The sequence below is a fragment of the Mycobacterium sp. E740 genome (genome assembly GCF_001672895.1).
Taxonomy (GTDB): domain Bacteria; phylum Actinomycetota; class Actinomycetes; order Mycobacteriales; family Mycobacteriaceae; genus Mycobacterium.
Genome location: NZ_LZKP01000048.1, coordinates 1 through 25,174 on the forward strand (window position 1 = coordinate 1; position 25,174 = coordinate 25,174).

The following is a 25,174-nucleotide window of genomic DNA, read 5'->3' on the forward strand; positions in this document are numbered from 1 at the left end:
ACCCAACCCCTGCATCTACACTCCGGCACCAGGGCCACCCGGTTCCACGGCGGTGTACAGCCCGGCCAGCGGCCAGGTGGTCGGACCCGACGGCGTGAAGTACAACGTCAGCAACTCGAGCAAACCAGGAGACGACGGATGGAAGGAGATGCTGGCACCCGCCAGCTGAACCCCACCGATGCTGATGCTGTGCCGGATGATGCTTCCGCAAAGCCCGACGAGTCGTTAGCAGTATCCCCAGACCAAGAAGCCACCGAGAAACCCGACACCACAGCAGAAGAGGCACAGCGCAGGCCGTCGCGAATCGGCCGCGGCCTGGCCGCGAGCATCTGCGTCGCGCTGCTCCTCCTGGCCGCCGCCGGTGCTGTCGCCGGCTTCCTGTTGTTCAAGAACGACCAGCGGGTCGCCGCCACGGACCGTGCGGAGGCCGCCGCCTTGCAGGCGGCCAAGGACTGCGTGGCGGCGACGCATGCACCTGACACGGCGGCGATGACCGCGGCACAGTCGAAGATCATCGAATGCTCGACCGGCAACTTCGCCGTGCAGTCCTCTTTGTACGCCGGGGTGCTGGTCGACGCGTACCAGGCCGCCAAGGTGCAGGTGCAGGTGTCGGACATGCGCGCGGCGGTGGAGAAACACAACGACGACGGCTCCTTCGACATCCTGGTCGCGGTGCGGGTCAAGGTCACCAACTCCGACGTCGCCGACCAGGAGCAGGGCTACCGGCTGCGGGTGAAGATGGCCCCCGACGAGGGCACCTACAAGATCGCCGACCTCGACCAGGTCAGCTCGTGACGTCCTCGACCCTCGCGCCCGACGTGAACTCCGCCACGGACCAGGCCGTCACGCCGGTGGCGTCCTGGTCGGCGAGGGTGGGCGCGTTCGCCCTCGACGTCCTCCCTGGGGCCGCGTTGCTGGCCACGCTGGCCCTGGTATCGCTGACCGCGCCGCAGCGCAGCCCGCTGTGGTGGGCGTACCTCGCGGCGATCGCGGTGGTCGTGCTGGCGATGGCCGTCAATCGCCTCGTGCTGCCGGCGATCACCGGCTTCTCCCTGGGACGTGCGGTGCTGGGTATCGCGGTCACCAGACGTGACGGCACACGAGTCGGCATGTGGCGCTTGCTGGTCCGCGACTTCGCGCATTTGCTGGACACCGTCGCGCTGTTCCTCGGATGGTTGTGGCCGCTGTGGGATCGTCGTCGCCGCACATTCGCCGACCTGTTGCTGCGGACCGAGGTGCGCCCGGTTCCGCCGCCGGAGCGCAATGTGCGCAAGCTGGCCGCGATTGTGTTGATCGTCGCGACGCTGGGCTGTTTCGCAGCGATCGGTGCGAACTTCTGGGTGGTGTACCGGCACGAGCGTGCGGTGGACGCGACCAAGCAGCAGATCGCCGAGCAGGGTCCGCGGATCGTCGAACAGATGCTCAGCTACAAGAGCGACTCGTTGCAGGAGGACTTCTCGCACGCTCAGGCCTTGGCCACCGACGCGTACCGTGACCAGTTGATCGCCCAGCAGCAGGCAGCGCAGAAGGCGGGCGTTACCTCCAACGAGTACTGGGCGGTGAGCAGCGCCGTGCTGTCCGCGTCACCGGACAAGGCCGAGATGCTGCTGGCGATGCAGGGCCAGCGCGGCAACGATGCGAAGGACTTGAAGTTCATCACGGCGACGGTGCGGGTGCAGTTCGAGAAGTCGGGCGACGGGCAGTGGCGCGTCGCGAACCTCACGGTGCTGAAGCGGCCGCAGATGAATGCGCAGGGCCGATGAGTCCCCGGCGCCGGATCGATGCCGCTGAGCGGGACTTCTTCGAGGTCGCCGAAAAGCCGCCGCGGCGTTGGGGATTGCCGATCGTCGCGGCGGTCGCGTCGCTGTTGATGGTCGCCGCGATCACGGCGGGGGCGCTGATGTTGGTCAGCCACGAGACCGATCGACGCGCGATGGTGAACGATGCCGAAGCGCTCGGCTACGTCAGCCAGTTCATGACCGACTACACGACGCTGGATCCCTTCAACGCCAACGCGTATGTGGACCGAGTCCTCGCGCAGGGCACCGGTGACTTCGCCAAAATGTTCAAGGAGAAGCAGAACGAGATCCTGATCCAGGTCGCGCGCGCCGAGCCGACCAGCGGTTCCGTGCTGGCCGCGGGTGTGCAGCGCTGGAACGACAACGGCAGCGCCGACGTGCTGGTCGCCACCAAGGTGTCGACGAAGACGGCGGACGGCAAGTCGGCGGTCGAGAGCGGAAACCGTTGGATAGCAACGGCTACCAAGGAAGGACAGCAGTGGAAGATCAGCCAGCTGATTCAGGTGATCTGACCACCGGCGCGCAGCCTTCAGAGGCGGCCGAACCCGTCGAGCAGACTGCTGCCGAACCGCGTCGCCGCCGCCGGTGGTTCCGTCGTGGCCGGCCGGAAACGCATGTAGCCGAGCCGGATACGTCAGTCGACCAGAGCGCAGCTGAGGACGAGGTGAAGTCGGCGCCTCGGCCCGTCGGTAAGGCGAACCGCGGTTCACGGACGCGCGTATCCGAACCGGCTGGCGAACCCCGGAGCGAGTCCGACCCGGCCGCCACCCAAACCGACTCGGCCGCAGCAGAATCCGACTCGGCCGCAGCGAAATCCGACTCGGCCGCAACCGAATCTGACGTGGTGCCGCAGGAAGTGCGTTTCGTGCCGCACCGCCCTGCCGGTAGGCGGTGGGCCGCGGCGACTGTGGTGGCGGCGGTGCTGTTCGTCGGTGCTGCGGGTTTCGCCGGTGCGACCCTGCAGCCGTATCTGGCCGAGCGCGCCGAGATCGCCACCAAGCTCGACGTCGCCCGGACGGCGGCGAGCGCGATATCGACGCTGTGGACGTACACCCCGGACAACATGGAGACGCTGCCGGACAGGTCCGCCGTGTTCCTCGGCGGCGACTTCGCTTACGAGTACCGCAAGTACATCGACGCGATCGTCGCGACGAACAAGCAGGCGCAGGTCACCAACACGACACAGGTCCTCGGCGCCGCGGTCGAGAGCCTGGCCCCGTCGGAAGCCACCGCGATCGTCTACACCAACTCGGTGGCGACCAGTCCGATGACCAAGAACATCCCGTCGCTGCGCTACCTGTCCTACCGGTTGACGATGGAGCGACGAGATGCGAAGTGGCTGATCACCCGCATGTCGACCATCACGTCGCTGGACCTGACACCGCAGTTGTAGACCGGAAGAGCGCGGGTCGTGGCCGTCGAATCCCCTGTCTCGCAACGGTTTACGGTCACCTGTCTGCTGCTGCTGACCTTTGCGACGGGTTTGGTCGACGCGGTCAGCGTGCTGAAACTGGGGCACGTGTTCGTCGCGAACATGACGGGCAACGTGATCTTCCTCGGCTTCTGGTTCGTTCCGCATTCGGGTATCGACATGACGGCCGCACTGATCGCGTTCGGATGCTTCGTGGCGGGCGCGGTGCTCGGTGGACGGCTCGCTCGACATCTCGACGCCGATGTCCGGCGCTGGCTCACCGTCACACTCGGCCTGGAAGCGATGCTGCTGACGGCGCTTTCGGTGCTCGCGGGCCTGGGAGTGCTGGACTACCAGGACGACACGAAGCTGTTTCTGATCGCGGGTCTGGCGGTCACGTTCGGAGTGCAGAACGTCACCGCGCGGCAGTTCGGCATTCAGGAACTGTCGACAACGGTTCTGACGTCGACCATTTCGGGTATCGGATTCGACAGCAGATTGGCGGGCGGCACCGGCGAGCGCGAAAAGCTGCGCTACAGCGTGGTGTTCACGATGTGCGGGGGTGCGATCGTCGGTGCGACGATGACGCGCTTCACCGTCGCGCCGATCATCGCGATGGCCGCGGTGGCGGTGACCGCGAGTGCCGCCGCCTTCTGGTTCGGCTCGCGCAGCAGGGGAACGGAGCTCAGCCGTGATGGCGCAGGGTAGCCTGGCCGACCGGAGACGCGGTGGCGTGCTGGTCCTCCCCGGTGGCAAGCCGCACAGCACCGAACCGTTCCGGGTATGGCAGCTGGCCAATTTGCGGATGGTCTGGTTGGCGCTGTCGCTTCGACGCAGGCTCGGTCGCCGCGTGCGAGTGCGAGTCGTGAAATACCGGCTACGGGGATGGAACGGCGCCCAACGTGATCCAGTCCGCGACGCCGAAAGGGCGCTGGCCCGAATGCTGGAGGACGTCGACCCGCACAGGCTCGTGGTCGTCGGCCACTCGATGGGCGGCCGGGTGGCAGCGCACGTGTCGGCCGGTGGCAGCGTGGACGGCGTCGTCGCGCTGGCACCGTGGTGGCCACGCAACGACTGTGAGCTGGTGCCGACGACTTGCCGCCTGCTGGTCCTGCACGGCACCGCCGACACCCGGACCGATCCCCGATCCTCCCAGGCGCAGACACTGCTGGCAGAGAAGCGCGGCGTCGACGCGCGCTGGATCGGTGTGCCCGACGGCGATCACTACCTGCTCAAGCACTGGCGCCAATGGCACCGGCTCACAGCGCAATTCGTCGACGAGCTGCTCAGGGAGCCTCGATCGCAACCACGTTGACCGGGATGTTGCCCTGACGCGGTAGGCCGGTGATGCGGTCGTAGTCGACCTCGGTGGTGACGAGCCGTCCGACATTGCTGCCGCGCTCGCGGAATTCACCGTCTTCGTTGAGGAGTCCGCCGAACGCGTGATGCATGGCGATCACGTCCGGGCGCAGCGTGTCGTCGGCTTCCAGCACACCGGGGATGCTGTCGTGCGGCGACGTGACTCGCACGCCGGCACCGGATTTCAGTCCCAGGTCGGCGATGGTGTCCGGGTGCATGTAGGCCGGGTTGTAGGGCTTGCCGCGGTTGAGCTTGGGCAGGCTCGTGCCCGAGGAGTTCATGAAGTTGTTGTGCCGCCGCGGGATCAGCCGCAGGGGGAACGCCGGATCGTTGCGGGCCGACCGGAAGTCTTCGGCGAGGATCTCCGCCAGTTCGCCGAGCAGGTCCGGGTTTCCGACGTTGAGCTTGGCGACGCAGTCGGGATCGCGTTCCTGGACTACCGCGTCGACGTCGAAGATCTTGCCGTGGGGGTGACGACGGACCTCGTCGAACGGGACGCGCGATGTCGAGCACATCTGCTCGAACAGTTCCTCGGTGGTGAGTTTCGTGTCGCCGTTCATGGGCAGAACCACCGGCGGCGACTCCATGAACTGGCCCCCACCGCCGCCGAAGAAATTCACGAACCACATCTCGAGCCCCATGCGCTTGGCCAGACCCAGGAAGAACTGCCACTCCTCGATGAGGTCGGAGCCCGAAGGCGGGTCGACGACGCGTGGCGCGTACTGCGCATAGGCGGCCGGGATGCCGGTGCCCGCCGCGTAGTACTTGATCAGTTCGCTGCCCTGCGTCATCGCCGGCGTTTCCATCTGCATCTTCGGCGCGATGACGTAATCGGCCAAGCGCGACGTCAGCGACATCTCCGTGTCGAGAGTGACCAGCAGCTCGAGGCTTTCGAGCGCTCGCTGGGTCTTGCGTTGATCGGGCCAGGCCGCCATCGGGTTGCCGGCGACGTTGATCAGCGCCCTCACCTGACCGTCGCCTTCGAGCAGGATTTCGTCGGCCAACGCCGCCGTCGGCATTCCGCACACGGCGTCGGTCAGGCCGCGCACCCGCAACCGCTCGCCGTAGCCCCAGCCCGGATAGGGCGGATGCGGTTGAGCCTTCGCGGTGTAGGCGGGCATGAGGGTGTTGGGCCGCGTGACCGGCTGGCCGGCCCGTTGCCAGCGACCGCAGATGGTGGTCAGGCAGAGGCACAGATACTCGAGCAGGTTTCCGTGCATGGCCATGTTGGCGCCGGTGCCGGCGTTCACCATGCCACCATGAGTTCCGTACGTCGCGAAAAGGCGCGCAGCGTCGATCAACTGCTGGGCGGGGATGTCCGCGCGCTCCGCCACATAACTCGGCGTGAATGCCGACACTGCGTCGGCCAGCTTCTCGAAGCCCACGGCGTTGTCGGCCAAAAACTGCCAGTCGCACAGGTTTTCACCGATTATGACGTTGATGATCCCGGCGACGATGACGGCGTCCTCGCCGGGCCGGGGCTGAATGTGGATCGCTGCGCGGGCCGCGGTCTGCGATCGCCGCGGGTCGATCACGATCAACTTCATGCCGCGGTCGATGGCCGCCTTGAGATTGTGCGAGGGGTTCTGGCCGGGGATGCCGATGGCCTTCGACACGAGCGGATTGGTGCCGATCAGCATCCAGCTGTCGGCTTCGCCGAAGTTCACGTCGCCACCGAGCCAGTGACCATGCGCGGCGAGCGCGATCTGCTTGCCGGGCTGGTCGATCGTGTTGGCGGTGAAGAACATCGGGGATTCGATCGCTCTGATGAACGCGTTCGCCGTCAAAGCGGACGCCGGATAGGGCAGTCCGTTCGTGCCGAGGTAGAGCGCGACCGAGCGTGGGCCGTGCGTGGTGATCAGATCCTGCAGCTTGGCGGCGATTTCGTCCATCGCGCGCTCGACCTCGATGGCTGCGTACGAGCCGTCGGGTTTCCTCTTCTGGCTGTGCAGCAGGCGGTGCGGGTTGTTGTGGATTTCGGGTAATGCTCGGCCTTTTGCGCAGCTGTATCCCTTGAACATCGGGTTGTCGGGATCACCCGTCACCTTCGTCAACCTGCCGTCGGTGACAGTTGCCAGTACCCCGCAGTGCGCCGAGCAGATCCGGCAGATGCCCGGCGTCGTCGACTGGGGCATGGATCGGCCTCCCGGGAAGCGGCAGCAGCCACCTTGCTGCGTCGAGCCGATGCTAAGCGATCGCTCAGCGCGGCGCGTGAGGATCGCCTCAACGTTCACGAAGTGCCGGATACGGGCCGAATCCGGCGGTGCGGAGCTCTCCCAGGAAAGCCACGGCGATCTCACAGGTCACACGAACCAGACCAACATCACAGTCAACTTTGATAACAACGCCGTCACGAATCGATTTCATGATCGGTTATCGGCGTGTGAGCGCGTGGAATTTGGGTTAAGGGGTAATCGTCCAGCGTCGGACAACAGAACAGGAAGCAGAAATGATCGGAACCATCATCAGCGCGCTCGTCGTCGGTTTGATCGTCGGCGCGCTCGCGCGGCTCATCATGCCGGGCAAGCAGAACATCGGCGTGATCATGACGATCGTTCTGGGCGCCCTCGGCTCGTTGATCGGGTCCTGGTTGACCTATCAGCTCGGCTACCAGAACTCGAACGGCGGCTGGGAAGTCATTCCCTTCATCGTCGGAATCGTCGTCGCGATCGTGCTGATCGCGATCTACCTCGCCGTCACCGGCCGGCGCGGAACAACCGTCCGCTAGCGCCCCGGCGGGGCCAACCGGTAGACGGCGTCGGCGTAGTCGTCGGTGATGTAGACCGCGCCTTCGGGCCCGATCACTGCCGCTACCGGGCGGCCCCACCTGGAGCCGTCGCCGGCCTGGAACCCGCCGACCAGCGTCTGCTGGTCGGCGAGTTCGCCGTTGTGCCATGCGAAGAATGCCACCTCCGGCGGCTGCGGTGACTCGCGGTTCCACGAGCCGTGTACGCCGACAAGCGCGCCGGTGGCATAGGGCGCCGGCAGGACGCCGTCGGTGAAGCTCATTCCGAGTGGAGCGGCGTGCGCCCCGAGACTCTGCTCGATCGGCGGCAGCACCGCACAGTCCAGCCGGTCGCCGTCGGCATTGGTCTGTACGTCGCGGATCAACGGCAGGTGCGCCGGGCCACCGTCCGGATTGCAGTAGGGCCACCCCAACTCGCGGCCGGCGGTCAGGCGCGCGACCGACTCCGGCGGATGGTCGTTGACGTAGTTCATGTCGACCTTGCCGGTCTGGGGGTCGGCGACGTTGTCCCGATTGTTGACCGCCGTCCACACCGCACCGTCTGGGGCGACGGCCAGACCGGTGCCGTTGCGAACTCCGGTCGCGAACGGCTCGGCGAGTCCACCGCCGGGTGGGACGCGCATGATCGTGGCGCGTGGCGGATCGGCGACGCGGTCTTCGGCGGAGACGTTGCCGGTCGAGCCGATCGAGAAGTACACAGCGCCATCACGGCCGACCGCGACCGATTTGAGCGCATGCGCGTAAGCCCCCTTCAGGTCCGGGCTTTTCGCGTCGGGTAGGCCCGCGACGACGATGCGCGGGTCGCTCGCGACACCGTCGGCGTAGCGGTACGAGTCGATCTGGTCGCTTTCGGCGACGAAGAGCGTGTCACCGGAGAACGCCATCCCATGCGGCTGGTCCAGGCCGTCGATCAGCGTCGACTGAGCAGACCCGGTGGCATCGAGCCGCAACACCCGGCCGGTGCTCGGCTGCGAGATCAACAGCGCACCGTCGGGCGCCCACACCGCGAGCCTCGCCTTGGGTACCCGGGCCCAGACGGACATCGACCAGCCCGGCGGCACCAGCGCCTCCCGTGTCCGGTCGAACGGTGCTTGGGCGAGTGCGGGATCGACCTGTACCGTGACCGGCGTCAGGTCGGCCGAGGCCGGTGCGGGCGAGCCGGTCGGCGGCGTCGGGGCCGGGTCAGTCGAGCAGGCCGCCAGCAGTACCACGGCTGCCAGGCAGCCGTTTATTGCCTTATGCCGCAGCCAAACTCGCATGCATCTCCCAGACCAGAACCTCGGCCGGTGCGGTGGCGGTGAGGCGTTGGCCGCTCGAGCCGGTGAACCGAACTGCGTCTCCTTCGAACAGTGCGCCCGCCCCTTCGAGAGTGACCTCACCGCGGGCGACGAACAGGTGAAGGTATGGCGCCGAAGGAAGTTCTATGCTGTCGCCGGCCTGCATCCGGGCGCCGTGCAGGGCGGCGCTGCGGTTGTGGATGGTGATGGCGGCGTCGCCTCTGCCTGAGGCGATCGGTGTCAGTCCCGCGCCGAGATCGACGTCATGCTGCTGATAGTCGGGCTCGATGCCCGACTCGTCGGGGACGACCCACATCTGCACGAAACGAACCGGCTCGCTGTCAGATTCGTTCCTTTCGGAGTGCAGTACGCCCTTTCCGGCCGACATCCGCTGCGCGAGACCGGGATAGATCACCCCCGAGCGGCCGGTGGAGTCCTGGTGCGCGAGCGATCCGCTCAACACCCAGGTGACGATCTCCATGTCGCGGTGCGGATGGGTATCGAAGCCGGCAGCCGGTGCGACGATGTCGTCGTTGTTGACCAACAGCAGGCCGTGATGGGTGTTGTCGGGCTCGTAGTGGCTGCCGAAGGAGAACGAGTGGTGCGAGTCCAGCCAGGCGATCCTGGTCCTTGCGCGGTCGTCGGCGCGCCGGATGTCGACGGTGGCGGGCATGCCCCCAGGGTAGCTACCAGTCCGACTCGTCGTAGGTGACGACGCCGCGGATGTTCTTGCCGTCGATCATGTCCTGGTAGCCGGAGTTGATGTCCTCGAGGCGGTAGGTCGTGGTGACCATGTCGTCGATGTTGAGCAGACCGGACTTGTAGAGCCCGACGAGCTTCGGCGTCTCGATGTGCGAGCTGCCGCCGCCGAAGATGTTGCCCTTCAACGTCTTCTGCAGCATCGTGAAGAGGAACAGGTTCAGTTTGACGTCGACGTCCATCATCGAGCCCATGCCCGTCACGACGCACGTGCCGGTCTTGGTGGTCAGCGTCATCGCCTCTTCGATGTACTCGCCCTTCATCTCGCCGACGGCGATGATCGTCTTGTCGGCCATCACGCCGTGGGTGAGGTCGATGACGGGCGCGATCGCCTCGGCCATCGACGGGTAGACGTGGGTGGCGCCGAACTTGATGGCCTGCTCGCGCTTCCATTCGTTCGGGTCGATCGCGATGACGTTCTTGGCGCCCGAGATCACCGCGCCCTGCAGCGCGCTCATGCCGATCCCGCCGACACCGACGATGACCACCGTTTCGCCGGGTGCGACCTCGGCGACGTTGGTGGCGGAACCGAAGCCCGTCGGCACCGCGCAGCCGAGCAACGCGGCCGACTCGAACGGGATGTCGTCGTCGATCTTGACCACGGAGTCCTTGTGCACGGTCATGTACGGCGCGAACGTGCCGAGCAGGTTCATCGGCGAGACCTCGGTGCTGCCGGCGTGCACCCGGGAGGTGCCGTCGGCGATCGCCTTGCCGCCGAGCAGCACCGCGCCGCGGTCGCACAGCGAGCGGAAGCCCTTGAGGCAGGGCGGGCATTCGCCGCAGGCGGGGATGAAAGCGAGGATGACGTGGTCGCCCTCTGCGAGTCCGGTGACGTTGCGGCCGACCTTGGTGATCACGCCTGCGCCCTCGTGGCCGCCGAGCGCGGGCAGGCCGATCGGGGTGGCCCCGGTGGTCAGGTGGTAGTCCGAGTGGCACATGCCCGCGGCGTGCATGCGGATCTGGACCTCATCGGCGACGGGGTCGCCGATCTCGATTTCGTCGATGCGGAACGGCGAGTTCAGCTCCCACAGCAGCGCGCCCTTGGTCTTCATGGGGGCTGACTATAGAACACGTTCCAGAACAGGTGTCAACGCGGTACTTGAGCTGGGTATTCGGCGGCTATTGCATGTCGAGTGTCGGGTTGACCGACGGTTATCCACAGAGAGCGTTCGACAACCCGACACTGGGCGACCGGTGTGCCACGGTCGAGGCGTGGGGAAGATCAGTCGGCCGTTCATCGGCACAGAGGCCCGTGCCGCGGGCATCGCGTCCGAGCGCACGCTTCGCACACAACACGACATGATCTATCGGAACGTCTACATCGCTAAGGCCTCGGAGATCACCGCGGCCATTCGAGCGGAAGCCGCCTGGCTGTGGGCGCGTCGCGACGCGACCGTGGCAGGTTTGTCCGCCGCGGCCCTGCATGGGGCGAAATGGATCGACGCAGCGTCGCCCGCCGAACTGATTCGATCCGTGCCATGCGCAGTCGACGGCATCGTCATCCGTCGCGACGTGCTGGACGATGACGAGGCATGCGTAGTGCGAGGAATCCCGGTGACGACCCCGGCTCGGACGGCCTACGACCTCGGCCGCCGCAAAGGTCGAACACAGGCCACCGTCTGGCTCGATTCGCTGTCCCAGGCTACGGGACTGAAGGCGCAGGACGTGCGCGTCCTCATCGATCGGCACCGCGGCACCCGCGGCCTCCTGCAACTGCGCGAGGTGATCGAGCTGATGGACGGAGGCGCGGAGTCACCGCAAGAGACTCGAACCCGCCTGTTGCTGATGGCCGCGGGCTTTCCCAGGCCGCAGACGCAGATCGTCGTCTGTGACGAGTACGGGCAGGTCATCGGTCGCATCGATATGGGCTGGGCGACGTGGAAGGTCGGTGTCGAGTACGACGGACCGCAGCACTGGGCCAGTCCGGCCGATCACGCCCGGACCATCGAGCGGATCGCCGATCTCGAAGCCGAGGATTGGATCATCGTCAGGATCACCCGCGACATACTGCGTTACCGGCCCGGGGTGTTCCTCGCGCGGGTGCGCGACGCGATGAGGGCAGCCGGCTGGCCGGGTCACTCCGATGTCGATCTCGAGTGTCGGCTTGACCGACGGTAGACGGGCGAAAGCGTCGGTCAACCCGACACTCGGCCCACTAGAGCGACGGGGGCAGGCCCCACTTCTCGAACGACGTCATGTGGAAGGCCACCACGTGGGTAATGCCGTCGCGCCCGACGGCGAGCACGTGCATCTGGAACGGCTCGTGTGTCCCGGTCTCGCGGTTGAGCATGTACAGCGCGCCGGCCGGCTGCCCGTTCGCCGTGGTCGGCAGGAACCGCATGTCTCCGGGTCCCTCCGCCGGGCAGTGCGTCTTCGACAGCAGCACGATGTCCTGCGGGCCCTGATACCAGCCGTCGAAGGGCGGCATCTCCCACACGGCGTCGGCGGTGAACAACTCGACCAGCTTGTCGATGTCGTAATCCTCGAACGCGGCGATGTAACGCGACAGCAGGTCCTTCGCCTCCGGCGACTCCGGCGGCCGCAGCTCGTCGTCCTCAGTCGGGGCGATGGCGTCGAGCTGCGCGCGCGCCCGCTGCAGCAGGCTGTTGACCGCCGCCGTGGACGTCCCGATCGCGTCGGCGACCTCGGCTGCCTTCCACTGAAGGACCTCCCGCAACACCAGCACCGCTCGCTGCCGCGGGGAAAGGTGCTGCAGCGCGGCGATGAACGCCAGCCGCACGGATTCGCGCGAGCCCACGATGACCGAGGGGTCCGCCGGGTCGTCCGCTTGATCGGGCAGCGGCTCCAGCCACGGCACCTCGTCGCGCGCGACGATGTCGTCGACCGGGTCCGAGCTCGGTGCGCCGAGCCCCGTCGGCAGCGGCCGACGCTGCCGGCTTTCCAACGCCGTCAGGCTGGTGTTCGTGGCGATCCGGTACAGCCACGTCCGCACCGAGGATTTGCCTTCGAACCCGTGGTACGACTTCCACGCCCGCAGGTAGGTCTCCTGAACCAGGTCCTCGGCGTCATGCAGGGAACCGGTCATCCGGTAGCAGTGCGCGAGCAGCTCACGCCGGTACTGTTGCGCGTCGGCCAGGAACGCGTCTCGGGCAGTTCTGCCAGGGGCTTTGTCATCAACCTCGTGAGCCAGCACCGTCACGCCGCCGAGCTTAATCAGAGCCTCTGACAACCGATAGTCTCGCTGCGTGGCCATATCCCGCAGCGAACGCAGCTTCCACGGAGTCGGCGGTGTGCGCATCGTCTACGACGTCTGGACTCCCGACGGCGATCCGCGCGGCGTCGTCGTGCTCTGCCACGGATACGCCGAGCATGCCCGGCGTTACGACCACGTCGCCGAGCGGTTCGGCGCGGCCGGCCTGATCACCTACGCGCTGGACCTGCGCGGCCACGGCCGATCCGACGGCAAACGGGTCTACCTGCGCAGGATCGACGAGTACACCGGCGACTTCCACACGCTGGTCGGCATCGCCGCCGAGGAGCACCCGCAGTTGCCGCGGATCGTCGTGGGCCACAGCATGGGCGGCGGCGTGGTGTTCGGGTACGGAGTCGAGCACCCCGGCGACTACACCGCGATGGTGCTGTCCGGGCCGGCCGTCTACGCGCAGGACGCGGTGTCCCCGTTCATGATCGGCGTCGCGAAGGTGGTCGGCGGCATCCTGCCCGGGTTACCCGTCGAACAGCTGCCGACCGAAGCGGTGTCGCGCGACCCCGAGGTGGTGGCCGCATACATGGCCGACCCGATGGTGCACCACGGCAAGCTGCCCGCCGGGATCGCCAAAGCGTTGATCGAAGTCGGCGAGTCGATGCCGCAGCGGGCGCCCGCTCTCACCGCTCCGCTGCTGGTGGTGCACGGCGAGCAGGACAAGCTGATCCCCGTCGACGGCAGCCGCCATCTGCTCGAGTGCGTCGGCTCCACCGATGCGCACCTGAAGGTCTATCCCGAGCTGTACCACGAGGTGTTCAACGAGCCCGAGCGCGACCTGGTGCTCGACGACGTCACCTCGTGGATCGAGACCAAATTGTGAAAGTCGTTGCCGCGCTGCTGTGCTCACTGTTGACGTTGGCAGGCTGCGCGTCGGACGAACCGCGGTGGGTCGACGAGGAGGTCACCTTCGCCGCCGACGGCCTGACGATCCACGGCACCTACCGCCACCGGTCCGACAATGCGGCTTTGCCCGCCGCCCTGTTGATCTCCGAGAGCGGCGCCACCGACCGCAACGGCGACAACCAGGTCGCCGGCCCGGTCGGCAATATGCGTCAGCTGGCCGAACTGCTCTCCGACCGCGGCGTGGCCAGCCTGCGCTACGACAAGGTCGGCACCGGCAAGACCGGGCTCGGCCCGTACGCGCGCCGGCCGGCCGACGTGGTCAGCGCCGTCTACACCTTCGGCGCGAAAGCCGCGGTGCGTTACCTCGCCGAGCAGCCCCGAACCGACGATGCCCACATCTCCGTCTACGCGTTGGGAGAGGGCGGAATCCACGCGTTGCAGCTTGCGACGGACAGCGCCGCTGACGCGCCGAAGATCCACTCGCTCGCGTTGTTCGCCCCGCTGCCCGGCCGCTACCTCGACATGATCACGAACCGCGTGCGCGCCAGTGCCGGCCCGGACGCGTTGGCGACGTGGCTGACGGCCGTCGACGAGATCCGCACGAAAGGCACTGTGCCGTCGAACCTTCCCGAGGGCCTGGGCGCGCTGGTGAACCCGGGCAACCTCAAGGCCGTGATCGAAGCGGACAAGATCGACCCGCTCGCGCTGGCCGCCAGGGTGCCGGCCGGCACACCGGTGCTGCTGACGTGTTCGGACTCCGACAGTCAGGCCGGGTGCGACGCGATCAGGCCGCTGGCCGACGCACTGCGCCACACCGCGCTGACGTTGGTCGAACTCAAGGGAGTCAACCATGTGCTGCGCGACGACCCGAGCGACAACATCGCCAACTACGCCTCACAAGGCCCGCTTTCTCCACAGGTGGTCGAAGTGCTGGACGGGTTTGTCGCCAAGTAGCCCTAGTCTGGCGCCATGAGTGACGACAAGATGCTCGCCCGCATCGCCGCCCTGCTGCGGCAGGCCGAGGGCACCGACAACCCGCACGAGGCCGACGCGTTCATGGCCGCAGCGCAGCGGCTGGCCACCGCGACTTCGATCGACCTCGCCGTCGCCCGATCGCATTCCGAGCAGCGCACCAAGTCGCAGCTGCCGGTGCAGCGCACCATCACGATCGGCAATGCGGGCGCCAGGGGCCTGCGCACCTACGTCCAGCTGTTCACGGTGATCGCCCATGCCAACGATGTGAAGTGTGACATCGCCTCGAACTCGACGTTCGTCTACGCCTACGGTTTCCCCGAGGACATCGACAGCAGCCACGCGCTGTACGCCAGCCTTGTCATGCAGATGGTCAAGGCGTCGCAGACCTACATCGCGTCGGGCGCGCACCGGCCCACTCCGACCATCACGGCGCGGATCAACTTCCAGTTGGCGTTCGGCGCCCGCATCGGCCAGCGGCTGGCGCAGGCGCGGGAGGAGGCGCGTCAGGAGGCCACCAGCAGCCGCGACAGCCGGCCCGGAACGGCTATCGCCCTGCGCGACAAGGACCTCGAGCTGCGCGACTTCTACCGGGAGACTTCGCGGGCGAGGGGGACGTGGCGGGCCACCAGCGCGACGGCCGGGTATTCGTCGGCGGCCAGGCGGGCGGGCGACCGCGCCGGACGCAACGCGAGCCTCGGGCCCAGCCAGGAACTCGCGGGCGCCCGCTCGGCGCTGGCTGGAGGTCGGCGCCGTAACGCCTCCGCGGAGAAGTGAGTGCCCGCGACAGCCAGCGCACCAGGGTCTACGCCGCCGAGGAGTTCGTCCGCACATTGTTCGATCGGGCCGCCGAGCGCGGCAACCGGGTCGTCGAGTTCTTCGGCGCCGCACTGACCCTGCCGCCGGAGGCGCGCTTCGCCTCGGTGGACTCGGTCCGCCGCTACGTCGACGATGTGGTGGCGTTGCCGGCGGTGCGACAACGCTGGCCGCACGCGCCGCCACTCTCGGTGCGGGCCAGGCGCGGGGCCACCGCGGCTCACTACGAATGCGGCGACGACGGAGCCGTCATCGCGGTGCCCGAGGCCGCAAGTCGCTGGGCGTTGCGAGAGCTCGTCGTCCTGCATGAGGTCGCCCATCATCTCAGCGAGGCACCGCCTGCGCACGGGCCTGAATTCGTCGCCACGTTCTGCGAGCTCGCCGGGGCGGTGATGGGCCCGGAGGTAGCCCACGTTCTGCGGGTGGTCTATGCCAAAGAGGGTGTGCGCTAAGGCTTTTCGCGGGGAATTTCGCCGGTGATCTGCGCGACGGCGGCGTCCATCCGCTCGCGGTCGGCCTCGATGGCTTCGGTGGCGGCGGCGTTGGCGTTCTGCAGCGCCTCGTTGAGGCGGCGTTGCACTGTCTCGACCCCGAGGCGCAGCAGGCCGTCCTCGATGAATACGCCGGTCAGGTTGTGGTGACCGTTCAACGTCACTTCCACGGTTTGAGATTCGTCTGTGCCCGTGAAGGTTTGGGTGCTCATCCGGTGCAGCTGGTCGTCCATGATCGACTGCAATAGCCGCGCCTGCTGCAACACGGCGGCGACCTCGGGATGCATCTCGTCGGTCACGTCGCGTCCCGATCCCTGCGCCGGCGATTGCCGATGACCGCCTCGGTCCAGGGCCGGTCCTCGGTGTAGAGCTCCTCGTCGGGCGCCAACCGGGGATCGCGTCGCTTCTCCTTGCCCTGCTGCGCCCCCGCACCATGACCCATCGGCATGCCGCCACCCATGCCTCCGGCGGAACGGCCGTCCGCCGACGGCCCGGGCGCTGCGCTCGCCGCCGCGGGTGTCGTCGGCGCGCGCGCGACCGTCTCGGCCGTCACGGGGGCCGACATTGGCGTCGCCGGCATGCCGCCGCCACCACCCGAGCCTCCTCCGGCGCCGCCGGACCCACCGGCACGCGCGGCTGCCGCCGGCCGCAGGCTCGGATCCGTCGGCAGCTTCGGAGCCGATGCGCCGGCGGGCATCGCGCCCGGTGCCGGTCCACCTGCACCACCGCCCGAGGGCGCCCCACCACCCGCGGGCACACCGCTGCTCGATGGAGCTCCGCCCGAAGGAGTCCCGCCGGCCGAAGGAGTTCCGCCTGGGACTCCCTGCGGTTGCCCCATGGACTGCGCCATCTTCTCGGCCATCGCGGCGGGGTCACCGGCGGATTGCGCTGCGCCCTGGCCACCGGCGGTCGCGCCGCCACCCGCGGTGTCCCGGCCGGACGGCATGGCCGGGCGCACGGGGGAGAACGTCGCGTCGCTCGCGTATCGCCGGCGTACGTCGTCGGACTGCTGCTGCAGCTCTTGCATGCGCTTCTGGATCTTGTCGACCTCGGCCTGCAGCTCGATGGAGTTACCGACGGTCATCTGCGCGGCGAGTTCGCGCAGCTGCGCTTCCAACGCGAGGTACTCGCTGTGGATCCCTGCATGTGCGCTCTTGGCATTGTCATGTGCCTCAACGACTTTCGCGGCCGACTCGGCCAGCTCCCGCCATCCTTCGGCAAGTTGCTCGAGCCAGCCGCCGAACTCGCGCATCCGCGCGTAGGCCGCGTCGGCGGCCGCGCCTTCCCAGTCGCCGCCGGGCGGCCGCGGTGTGTTGTTCTTGATCCGGGTGGCCGCCAAACTCCACTGCAGCATCGCCGCCTTCAACGACGCGCCGTTGTCGCCCGCGATTAGCTCCGCCTGTGTCTGCCGAACATCGCTGTAGCCGCTCGCCTCGAGCGGCTGCGGAGGTCCGACCGGCATCGGCGGCGCCCCGGGCGACGTCGCCGGCGCAGGCACCGCGATCGCGTCCACCGCGGCGCGACGTTCGGGGTTGTCGATTGCCCGGCCGTAGTTCTCGTCGACTTCGGTGTAGGCGTCGGCGGCGATCTGCAGCATCTCGGCGATGCGCTGGTTCTCGGCCTCGGCCCAGCGCTGGAAGTCCAGCAGCGACCGGGCGTTGTCGTTGAGGTTGGCCACCGCGGCCGACGACGACGGCAGCGCATCCGGGGGTACCACCGCTTCAGCGGCGGGGTTGTGCCAGCGCTGCGCCGTCATCTCGGCGGACCGCTTGCGCAGTTCCGACGGGTCGACACGCTGGACGTCGCCCATGGCTAGCCCTCGAGGACCATCTGGTAGCGGCTTTCCTCGCGCGGGTTGATCAGCCGGATCGGCAGCTGGCGGTGTCGCGGAGTGTCGATGTAGTTGGCGCGCACCACAACTCGGCCGACGCCGGGGTGCGGGCCGAGGTAGGTCGTCGCGTGAGGCCACACGACTTTGGCCTCTTCGCCGATGCGCGCGTTGACGAACCCCGCGAACTCGGCGAACTGCGGGAGCAGGGTGACGACGGCCCCCGCGGCCGCCGATCGCACGATGAACTGGGTGAACAATCGCGCGTCACCGAGATTGATGCTGACGTCGACGTCGTCGAACGGCATGTAGACCGGATAGCGATCGGCGGTCTCGCCGACCAGAACGCCGGCCGACCCGATCGGGATCTCGTAGTGGCGGTCGGTGACCGGGCTGATGCCGTGCAGCGCTGCCCGCTGCCCGCCGAACAGGCACGAAAAGCCGCGCGGCGTCGAGGGATTCGCCAGGGTGGTCAGCAACACCGTCGACGTCGGAGCGCGGCCGGGCCGGATGCGGAGAAGCGTGATCGTGTGGTCTGCCCGTGCCGACCACCAGACGTCCGGGCCGCCGGGCGCGCTGTAGGCGGCGGTGAAGGTGCTGCGGCCCTTGATCGACGACCACGTCTCGCGTTCGAAGCTGATCTCGGTCGCACGGTCCAAGTCGTCGAAGCTCCGCAGCGGGCGCGCATCGATTCCGTTGCTCGCCAACTGGTCTGCGATCCGCGTCGCCGACGCAACCAGGTAGCGCGCCAACCCGGCCACGCCGGCCTCGCGACGCTGCGACGACTTACGGGTGACCTCGGGGTCGGCCCGCAGCACGATCCAGGTCCGCCGGTTCGCGGGCGCCGGGTAAGGGCCGACCACTTGCTCGTAAAGCGAAACCAGTGTCGCCGGAGCGGTTTTGCCGACCCGGTAGCCGGACGACACCACGTCGGCCTCCAGGTCCGGACAATGCGCCGCGACCAGTTGCTCGACGACGTGGGTGTCGACGACGTCGTCGGTGAACGCTTCGTTGTTGACGATCACTGTCGGGGTGAACGGCCGCGGCACCAACTCGATCGCCGACACCAGACAGTCGTCCTGCCAGCGCACCGCGACGTGGTCGCCCGGCATCACGGTGGCGCCGACGGCCGGCTCGGAGGGTCGCGCCGGCACGTTGCGGTGCCGCCGGCGCCACGCGAACACCGCCGCCACCCAGCCGGTGACCCGCCGACCGCGCACCGTCACCACCGAACCGAGCGCGATCAGCACCGCCAGCGTGATTCCCAGCCACAGCAGCCCGAGGTTCGCGAACAGCAGGATGACGGCCGGGAGGAGCACCGCCGCCCAGATCGCATGCCCCGTCGTGAACCGCAGGCCGAACATGCCGAGGATCTCTCTCATCGGCGCCTCAGTGCACGACGGGCCAGCGCGCCGAGCCCCAGCACGGCCGCCAGCACCGCGCCCGCGACGACCACCGCGGTGATCGGGCCGCGGTCGGGAGGCGGCGTGTACGCCGGGGGCGGGATCTCCTTGACCTGGTAGGGCGCCCGCGCCGGTCCCGCCGGCACGTCCCAGGTGAGTGCCGCGACCGGGTCGATGCTCCCGGCCCCGACGTAGTTGTCGACACCGCCGCCCGGATGACGCGCGGTAGCCGTGATGCGGTTGATGATCTGCGCCGGCGTCAACGCCGGGAACCGTTGTTTGAGCAGGGCCGCCAACCCGGAGGTGTACGCCGCGGCGAACGACGTGCCGCTGATCGGGATCGGGCCGTCCTGACCGTTCAGCGCGTTGACCGGGTTGCCGTCGTAGCCGAGCGCCACCAGGTTCTCGGCCGGCGCCGCCGCGCCCACCCACGGGCCGGACATCGAGAACGAACTCGGCTGACCGGTCTGGCCCATGCCGCCGACGGTCAGCACCAGCGGCGAATACCACGCCGGGCTGACGACCGTCTGCACCTGTTGCCAACCGCGCGGGTCCGCCGGAACAGCCGGATCGGGCGCTGGGTTCTGCGTGCAGTCCTGGCCGGTGTTACCTGCGGCGACGATGATGACCGCGCCCTTGACGTTGACCGCGTAGTTCACCGCGGCGCCCAGGCTGGTCTCGTTGATCGGGCGGGTCACCTTGTAGCACGCCGCCTCGCTGATGTTGATGACCTGCGCGCCGAGGTTGGCGGCGTGCACGACCGCGCGGGCCAGGCTGCGCAGTGAGCCTGCCGTCTGGGTGGTGTTCGGGTCGTTGGGGTCCTGGCGCGAGCCGACGGGCTGGAACGCCTCCGAGGTCTGCCGCAGCGACAGGATGCGCGCGTCGGGCGCGACGCCGACGAACCCGTCGGTCGGCGCGGAGCGTCCCGCGATGATCGACGCCGTCAAGGTGCCGTGCGCATCGCAGTCTGACATCCCGCTGCCGGCCTGGTCGACGAAATCCCCGCCGGGTTCGGCGGGCACTCGCGGCGAACCGATGACGCCGGTGTCGATCACCGCGACGGTGACGCCGGCGCCGGTGGCGAACTTCTGCGCCTCCGAGAGCCGCAGGTAGTCGTTCGCCCACGGCCGGTCGGCGAAGTTCGAGTTGGGGAACACCGTCGGTGCGGAGCAGACGCGACGAAGCTCCATCGGCTGGTCGGGGCCGGTCTGGTCGGGCGGCACGGCCGCGGGATCGATCGCCGGTGGCTCGATCGCTGCGGCCGGGGATGCGGTGGACAATGCCAGCAGAAGGGCCGCCAGCAGCAACGTGGCGCGCTGGTGAGTGCGCTGCACGCAGCCAATCTTAAGGGCCGCTGAGAGTGCGCCGTCCCGCTATCTCTATCGGCAGCGGGGGTGAGCGCGGTCTGGCTAGGGTCCAGGCATGGCCCGAAACTACGCGACCGCCGACGCCGTCGACCTGCCAGAACTGCTCGAGTTCATCCGGCCCCGTCATCACATGGTCCTGACGACGTTCCGGCGCGACGGGTCCCTGCAGAGCTCGCCGGTGACCGGCGGCGTCGATGACGCCGGTCGGCTCGTGGTCTCCAGCTACCCGCAGCGCGCCAAGTCGGTCAACGTCCGTCGCGCCGGGCGGGCCAGCGTGGTCGTGCTCTCCGACGAGTTCAACGGCCCCTACGTGCAGGTCGACGGTGACGCCGAGGTGCTCTATCTGCCCGAAGCCGTCGAACCGCTGGTCGACTACTACCGGGCGATCGCCGGTGAACACCCCGACTGGGCGGAGTACCGCCAGGCGATGAGCGAGCAGGGCAAGTGCCTCATCCGGATCACCCCGCAGCGTTGGGGGCCCGTGGCCACCGGGGGCTTCCCCCGGCAAACCGCAGAACCGTGAGGCCGACAGGCGCGACCGCGAGTCACTGTGATAGTCAAGGCATGGCGGCCGCGTTGCGTCCGATAGCAGGTCAAACTATAGTCTGGACACATGTCCAGAAGGTTCGGAGTTGTTGCGTGACACGATTTGCCTTCTGCGCGTCGGCGTGAGTTGACCATGCGCATCGCCCTTTTGTCGTACCGGAGCAAGACCCACTGCGGTGGGCAAGGCGTCTACGTCCGCTATCTCAGCCGCGGTCTGGCCGACCTCGGCCACGACGTCGAGGTGTTCTCCGGCCAGCCCTATCCCGAGGACCTCGATCCGCGCGTGACGCTGACCAAGGTGCCCAGCCTCGACCTGTACCGCGAACCCGATCCGTTCCGTATCCCGTGGCCGACCGAGATCAAGACGTCGATCGATCTGCTCGAGCTGTTGACCACGTGGACGGCGGGCTTCCCGGAGCCGCGCACGTTCAGCCTGCGGGCCGCGCGGGTGCTGGCCGGACGCCGCGACGAGTTCGACGTCGTGCACGACAACCAGTGCCTCGGCACCGGCTTGCGCAAGATCGCGGCCCTCGGGCTACCCGTGGTGGCGACGGTGCACCACCCGATCACCCGGGACAAGGTCGTCGACGTCGCCGCAGCCAAGTGGTGGCGCAAGCCGCTGGTGCGACGGTGGTACGGGTTCGCTGAGATGCAGAAGCAGGTCGCCCGCGAGATGCCCGAACTGCTCACGGTGTCGTCGACCTCGGCGGCCGACATCGCCGAGGACTTCGGCGTCGCGCCCACCCAGTTGCATGTCGTGCCGCTGGGGGTGGACACCGCGATGTTCAAGCCGGCCGAACGCCGCGTGCGCAACCGCATCATCGCGATCGCCAGTGCCGACGTGCCGCTCAAGGGTGTGCGCCATCTGCTGCACGCCGTCGCGCGGCTGCGCGTGGAACGCGACCTCGAACTGCAGCTGGTCGCCAAGCTGGAACCGAACGGGCCGACCGAGAAGCTGATCGCCGAACTCGGCATCTCCGACATCGTGCACAGCTCCAGCGGCCTGTCCGACACGGAACTCGCCGATCTCCTCGCGTCTGCCGAAGTCGCTTGCATCCCTTCGCTTTACGAGGGTTTCTCGCTGCCGGCGGTGGAGGCGATGGCCAGCGGCACGCCGATCGTGGCCAGCCGCGCCGGGGCGTTGCCCGAGGTGGTCGGGGCCGACGGCGAATGCGCCCGGCTGGTGCGGCCCGCCGACGTCGACGAGCTGACCGCGGTGCTCGGCGAGCTGCTGGACTCACCGCGTGAGCTGGCCCGCCTCGGCGCCAACGGACGCAAGCGCGCGCTCGAGGTGTTCAGCTGGCAATCTGTTGCGGCACAGACGGTTGCCGTGTACGAGCAGGCGCGGCAACGGGTGGGCGCATGCTGACCGTGGACTTCGACCGGCTCGGTGTCGGCGCCGGTATGAAGGTGATCGACGTGGGTTGCGGCGCGGGCCGGCACAGCTTCGAGGCCTACCGGCGCGGTGCGGACGTCGTCGCATTCGACCAGAACGCGGCAGACCTCAACGACGTCGACGAGATTCTGACCGCGATGCGTGAGCAGGGCGAGGCGCCGGCGGCCGCCACGGCTGAGGCGGTCAAGGGTGATGCGCTCGACCTGCCTTACGGCGACGGCACTTTCGACTGCGTGATCGCCTCGGAGATCCTCGAACACGTGCCCGAGGACGAGAAGGTGATCGCCGAGCTGGTCCGGGTGCTCAAGCCGGGCGGAACGCTGGCGATCACGGTGCCTCGGTGGCTTCCGGAGAAGGTCTGCTGGGTGCTGTCGGACACCTACCACGCCAACGAGGGCGGGCATGTGCGGATCTACCATGCCGACCGCTTGCGCGACAAGGTGCTCGCGCATGGCCTGCGACTCGAGCACACCCACCATGCGCATGCGCTGCACGCGCCGTACTGGTGGCTGAAATGTGCTGTGGGAACCGAGAACTCGGAGCATCCCGCGGTCAAGACCTATCACCGGATGCTGGTGTGGGACATGATGAGCCGTCCGTGGCTGACCCGCACGGCCGAGTCCCTGCTCAACCCGCTGATCGGCAAGAGCGTCGCGCTGTACTTCGACAAACCGGTGGCCGTCGGTGCTGACACCTAGGCTGGACGGCGTTCCCAGCGTCCCGGGTGTGCTGACGCCTGCCCAGTGTCACCAGACCGCGCAGTCGATCGCCGCGACGCAGGAGTCCTCGGGCGCGCTGCCGTGGTTCGACGGCGGGCACACCGACCCGTGGGACCACGTCGAGAACGCGATGGCACTGACCGCCGCGGGTCTGCTGGAACCGGCACGCGCGGCGTTCGAGTGGTCACGCACCACCCAGCGCCAGGACGGTTCCTGGCCGATCCAGTTGCGCAACGGCGTCATCGAAGATGCCAACAGCGACAGCAACTTCTGCGCCTACATCGCCACCGGCGTCTGGCACCACGTGCTGGTGACCGGCGACCGGCGATTCGCCGAGACGATGTGGCCGGTGGTCACCAAGGCGGTCGACTTCGTGCTCGGCATGCAGCTCAGCGGCGGCGAGATCGCCTGGGCCAGAAGCGCTTCCGCCATCGAGCCGGACGCCCTCCTGACCGGCTGCGCGAGCATCTACCACAGCCTGCGCTGCGCCTTGGCGCTCGCCGACTACTTCGACGACCCGCAGCCCGAATGGGAGGTGGCCGTCGGCCGGCTCGGCCATGCGATCGCGCACCATCCCGAGTCGTTCGCGGTCAAGGACCGCTGGTCGATGGAGTGGTACTACCCGGTGCTCGGCGGCGCCGTACGCGGTGCCGCGGCCAGTGCCCGGATCGACGAGCGGTGGCACGACTTCGTCGTCCCCGGCCTCGGCATACGGTGCGTGGACGACCGGCCGTGGGTGACCGGAGCCGAAACCTGCGAGCTGGTCATGGCTTTGGACGCGATCGGCGACACGGTGCGGGCGCGCGAGCAGTTCAGCGCGATGCACCACCTGCGCGAGGACGACGGCTCGTACTGGACGGGTCTGGTGTTCGCCGACGGCAAACGCTGGCCGGAGGAGCGCACGACCTGGACCGGCGCGGCGATGATCCTCGCTGCCGATGCGCTGTCCGGCACGACGGCGGCCAACGGGATCTTCCGCGGCGCCGACCTTCCGCGTGGGCTCGAAGGCGAGTACGACTGCGAGTGCGCGACCAGCGACCGCTGACTACAGCGGCTCTCCGGCAGTGCCTCCCGTACGCTCCAGGACCCGCATGGACCCGGTCGCCGAGATTTCCCGAAACTCGTTGCTGTCCAAGGCCCGCCGGTAGATGTGAAACGGTGCCTGCCCACCTTCGTCGGGATTCGGGAAGACGTCGTGAATGACGAGTGCGCCGCCGACCTCGACCCATTTCGCCCAGCCGTCGAAGTCACGTTGCGCGGCCTCCTCGGTGTGCCCACCGTCGATGAACAGCAGCCGCAACGGAGTTCGCCACCCGCGCGCGACCACCGGTGACCGGCCCACGACAGCGACGACGTGGTCGTCCAGGCCCGCCGCGTCGAGGGTGTGCCGCGCGGTGGGCAACGTGTCGAACAGGCCGGTGACGGGATCGACCATCGACGCGTCGTGGTACTCCCACCCCGGCTGGTGTTCCTCGGAGCCGTGGTGATGGTCGACGGTGTAGATCACGCCGCCGGTCTGCTGCGCGGCCGCACCGAGCAGCACGGTCGACCGAGCGCAATAGGTGCCGATCTCGACACCGACACCGTCGCCGAGGTATTTCACCGCCGCGTCGAAGAGGGCCCGGCCCTCGTCGGCGGGCATGAAGCCGGTGACCTGCTCGGCCAGGGCGAAGAGTTCGTCAGTGGTGCGCATCGCGTCCCATCTAATCATTGCTGGTCGGGGGTCGTTGTAGTAGCGTCCGGACATGTGTCCGACACGGCCCTGGAGTCGACCCGGCGCCGGCTGACCGCCAAGCAAGCGGACACCGTGGACCGGCTGGGCCGGGCCGCGGTAGAACTCCTCGGGCGCGAGGGCTTCGCCGGGCTGACCGTGCGGCGGGTGGCCGCCGACGCGGGCGTCGGGGCAGCCACGGCCTACACCTACTTCTCATCGAAGGAACACCTTGTCGCCGAGGTGTTCTGGCGTCGGCTCGCGGCGTCTCCACCCGCTGCGCACGAGACGGGCGATCCCGCGACCCGGGTGATCGACGTGTTGCGCCACATCGCGCTCCTGGTCGCCGACGAGCCCGAGTTCGCCGGTGCGGTGACGACCGCGCTGCTCGGCCGTGATCCCGACGTCGAGGTGCTGCGGCAGCGCATCGGCGGCGAGATCCGCGACCGGTTGGCCGCGGCCCTCGGCTCCGACGTGAACGCCGACGTCATCGACTCGCTGGAGA

The 25,174-nt window shown here is 68.2% G+C and carries 27 protein-coding genes and 1 pseudogene; 18 read left to right on the plus strand and 10 right to left on the minus strand.

Features of this window, described 5'->3' with window-relative positions; genetic code table 11:
* From A5663_RS22900 to A5663_RS04620, 7 genes and pseudogenes are all read left to right on the plus strand, one after another.
* Window positions 1-169, plus strand: a pseudogene (locus tag A5663_RS22900) (MCE family protein); the annotation flags it as partial.
* Window positions 139-795: a hypothetical protein gene (locus A5663_RS04595; protein WP_068144461.1), complete on the plus strand. Its 657-nt coding sequence runs from the start codon at window positions 139-141 to the stop codon at window positions 793-795. The pseudogene A5663_RS22900 and the gene A5663_RS04595, both read left to right, overlap by 31 nt.
* Window positions 792-1,763, plus strand: coding sequence for an RDD family protein (locus A5663_RS04600; RefSeq protein ID WP_068144463.1), 972 nt, complete (start codon window positions 792-794; stop codon window positions 1,761-1,763). Before A5663_RS04595 ends, A5663_RS04600 begins: the two co-directional genes overlap by 4 nt.
* Entirely contained in the window at window positions 1,760-2,311 is a 552-nt protein-coding gene (locus tag A5663_RS04605) for a mammalian cell entry protein (RefSeq protein ID WP_068144466.1), read from the plus strand. The genes A5663_RS04600 and A5663_RS04605 overlap by 4 nt, the downstream gene beginning before the upstream one ends.
* Window positions 2,278-3,192, plus strand: coding sequence for a mammalian cell entry protein (locus tag A5663_RS23250; protein WP_197503292.1), 915 nt, complete (start codon window positions 2,278-2,280; stop codon window positions 3,190-3,192). The genes A5663_RS04605 and A5663_RS23250 overlap by 34 nt, the downstream gene beginning before the upstream one ends.
* 18 nt (window positions 3,193-3,210) lie before the next feature.
* Window positions 3,211-3,918 (plus strand): YoaK family protein, encoded by a 708-nt coding sequence (locus tag A5663_RS04615; RefSeq protein ID WP_068144468.1) that lies wholly within the window; start codon window positions 3,211-3,213, stop codon window positions 3,916-3,918.
* Complete coding sequence (locus A5663_RS04620; protein WP_068144472.1) at window positions 3,905-4,525, plus strand: S9 family peptidase; 621 nt, start codon at window positions 3,905-3,907, stop codon at window positions 4,523-4,525. The genes A5663_RS04615 and A5663_RS04620 overlap by 14 nt, the downstream gene beginning before the upstream one ends.
* Here A5663_RS04620 and A5663_RS04625 read toward each other — a convergent pair.
* Window positions 4,497-6,704, minus strand: coding sequence for a molybdopterin-dependent oxidoreductase (locus A5663_RS04625; protein ID WP_068144475.1), 2,208 nt, complete (start codon window positions 6,702-6,704; stop codon window positions 4,497-4,499). The genes A5663_RS04620 and A5663_RS04625 overlap by 29 nt on opposite strands.
* 314 nt (window positions 6,705-7,018) lie before the next feature.
* Here A5663_RS04625 and A5663_RS04630 point away from each other — a divergent pair, with 314 nt between their 5' ends.
* The gene (locus A5663_RS04630) at window positions 7,019-7,297 is read left to right on the plus strand and encodes a GlsB/YeaQ/YmgE family stress response membrane protein (protein WP_068144478.1); all 279 of its coding nucleotides are present in this window, start codon (window positions 7,019-7,021) and stop codon (window positions 7,295-7,297) included.
* On the opposite strand, the gene A5663_RS04635 is transcribed toward A5663_RS04630, so the two are convergent.
* The 3 genes from A5663_RS04635 to A5663_RS04645 are packed head-to-tail and all read right to left on the minus strand — an operon-like array spanning window position 7,294 to window position 10,403.
* Window positions 7,294-8,574 (minus strand): sorbosone dehydrogenase family protein, encoded by a 1,281-nt coding sequence (locus A5663_RS04635; RefSeq protein ID WP_068144481.1) that lies wholly within the window; start codon window positions 8,572-8,574, stop codon window positions 7,294-7,296. The genes A5663_RS04630 and A5663_RS04635 overlap by 4 nt on opposite strands.
* The gene (locus A5663_RS04640; RefSeq protein ID WP_068144486.1) at window positions 8,552-9,265 is read right to left on the minus strand and encodes a pirin-like bicupin family protein; all 714 of its coding nucleotides are present in this window, start codon (window positions 9,263-9,265) and stop codon (window positions 8,552-8,554) included. Before A5663_RS04640 ends, A5663_RS04635 begins: the two co-directional genes overlap by 23 nt.
* Before the next feature lie 13 nt (window positions 9,266-9,278).
* Complete coding sequence (locus tag A5663_RS04645) at window positions 9,279-10,403, minus strand: NDMA-dependent alcohol dehydrogenase (protein ID WP_068144488.1); 1,125 nt, start codon at window positions 10,401-10,403, stop codon at window positions 9,279-9,281.
* A 169-nt stretch (window positions 10,404-10,572) separates the two neighbouring features.
* Between A5663_RS04645 and A5663_RS04650 the strand changes: the two genes are divergently transcribed.
* Window positions 10,573-11,469 (plus strand): hypothetical protein, encoded by an 897-nt coding sequence (locus tag A5663_RS04650; RefSeq protein ID WP_068144520.1) that lies wholly within the window; start codon window positions 10,573-10,575, stop codon window positions 11,467-11,469.
* Window positions 11,470-11,506: 37 nt separating this feature from the next.
* Here A5663_RS04650 and A5663_RS04655 read toward each other — a convergent pair whose 3' ends face one another.
* Window positions 11,507-12,565, minus strand: a complete 1,059-nt coding sequence (locus tag A5663_RS04655; protein ID WP_369816589.1) for a sigma-70 family RNA polymerase sigma factor — start codon at window positions 12,563-12,565, stop codon at window positions 11,507-11,509.
* Here A5663_RS04655 and A5663_RS04660 point away from each other — a divergent pair.
* From A5663_RS04660 to A5663_RS04675, 4 genes are read left to right on the plus strand one after another with little or no spacing between them, the layout of a single operon-like run.
* Window positions 12,558-13,397 carry an alpha/beta hydrolase gene (locus A5663_RS04660; RefSeq protein ID WP_068144490.1) on the plus strand — a complete coding sequence of 280 codons (840 nt, stop codon included), beginning with the start codon at window positions 12,558-12,560 and terminating at the stop codon, window positions 13,395-13,397. The two genes, A5663_RS04655 and A5663_RS04660, sit on opposite strands and share 8 nt — an antisense overlap.
* Window positions 13,394-14,374, plus strand: coding sequence for a S9 family peptidase (locus A5663_RS04665; RefSeq protein WP_197503294.1), 981 nt, complete (start codon window positions 13,394-13,396; stop codon window positions 14,372-14,374). Before A5663_RS04660 ends, A5663_RS04665 begins: the two co-directional genes overlap by 4 nt.
* Window positions 14,375-14,389: 15 nt before the next feature.
* Window positions 14,390-15,169: a DUF2786 domain-containing protein gene (locus A5663_RS04670; protein ID WP_068144493.1), complete on the plus strand. Its 780-nt coding sequence runs from the start codon at window positions 14,390-14,392 to the stop codon at window positions 15,167-15,169.
* Complete coding sequence (locus A5663_RS04675) at window positions 15,166-15,660, plus strand: TIGR04338 family metallohydrolase (RefSeq protein WP_068144495.1); 495 nt, start codon at window positions 15,166-15,168, stop codon at window positions 15,658-15,660. The genes A5663_RS04670 and A5663_RS04675 overlap by 4 nt, the downstream gene beginning before the upstream one ends.
* Here the strand turns inward: A5663_RS04675 and A5663_RS04680 are convergent.
* Genes A5663_RS04680 through mycP form a run of 4 tightly spaced genes read right to left on the minus strand, consistent with a single transcriptional unit; the run spans window position 15,657 to window position 20,237 of the window.
* Window positions 15,657-15,998, minus strand: coding sequence for a YbaB/EbfC family nucleoid-associated protein (locus A5663_RS04680; RefSeq protein ID WP_304443148.1), 342 nt, complete (start codon window positions 15,996-15,998; stop codon window positions 15,657-15,659). The genes A5663_RS04675 and A5663_RS04680 overlap by 4 nt on opposite strands.
* Entirely contained in the window at window positions 15,995-17,509 is a 1,515-nt protein-coding gene (locus A5663_RS04685) for a hypothetical protein (RefSeq protein ID WP_068144498.1), read from the minus strand. Before A5663_RS04685 ends, A5663_RS04680 begins: the two co-directional genes overlap by 4 nt.
* Before the next feature lie 2 nt (window positions 17,510-17,511).
* Window positions 17,512-18,909, minus strand: a complete 1,398-nt coding sequence (gene eccE / locus A5663_RS04690; RefSeq protein ID WP_068144501.1) for a type VII secretion protein EccE — start codon at window positions 18,907-18,909, stop codon at window positions 17,512-17,514.
* Complete coding sequence (gene mycP / locus A5663_RS04695; RefSeq protein WP_197503295.1) at window positions 18,906-20,237, minus strand: type VII secretion-associated serine protease mycosin; 1,332 nt, start codon at window positions 20,235-20,237, stop codon at window positions 18,906-18,908. The genes eccE and mycP overlap by 4 nt, the downstream gene beginning before the upstream one ends.
* 115 nt (window positions 20,238-20,352) lie before the next feature.
* Here mycP and A5663_RS04700 point away from each other — a divergent pair, with 115 nt between their 5' ends.
* The 4 genes from A5663_RS04700 (at window position 20,353) to A5663_RS04715 (ending at window position 24,003) form a co-directional block, all read left to right on the plus strand.
* Window positions 20,353-20,820 (plus strand): PPOX class F420-dependent oxidoreductase, encoded by a 468-nt coding sequence (locus A5663_RS04700; RefSeq protein ID WP_068144507.1) that lies wholly within the window; start codon window positions 20,353-20,355, stop codon window positions 20,818-20,820.
* 156 nt (window positions 20,821-20,976) lie between these two features.
* Complete coding sequence (locus A5663_RS04705) at window positions 20,977-22,212, plus strand: glycosyltransferase family 4 protein (protein WP_068144509.1); 1,236 nt, start codon at window positions 20,977-20,979, stop codon at window positions 22,210-22,212.
* Window positions 22,206-22,937 (plus strand): class I SAM-dependent methyltransferase, encoded by a 732-nt coding sequence (locus A5663_RS04710; RefSeq protein WP_068144532.1) that lies wholly within the window; start codon window positions 22,206-22,208, stop codon window positions 22,935-22,937. Before A5663_RS04705 ends, A5663_RS04710 begins: the two co-directional genes overlap by 7 nt.
* Window positions 22,924-24,003 carry a prenyltransferase gene (locus A5663_RS04715; protein WP_231976678.1) on the plus strand — a complete coding sequence of 360 codons (1,080 nt, stop codon included), beginning with the start codon at window positions 22,924-22,926 and terminating at the stop codon, window positions 24,001-24,003. Before A5663_RS04710 ends, A5663_RS04715 begins: the two co-directional genes overlap by 14 nt.
* Here the strand turns inward: A5663_RS04715 and A5663_RS04720 are convergent, their stop codons facing one another.
* Window positions 24,004-24,651 (minus strand): class I SAM-dependent methyltransferase, encoded by a 648-nt coding sequence (locus A5663_RS04720; protein ID WP_068144511.1) that lies wholly within the window; start codon window positions 24,649-24,651, stop codon window positions 24,004-24,006. It lies immediately after the preceding gene.
* 54 nt (window positions 24,652-24,705) lie between these two features.
* Here A5663_RS04720 and A5663_RS04725 point away from each other — a divergent pair.
* Window positions 24,706-25,174: TetR/AcrR family transcriptional regulator (locus A5663_RS04725; RefSeq protein ID WP_068144514.1), on the plus strand; the 469-nt coding region annotated here is incomplete at its 3' end.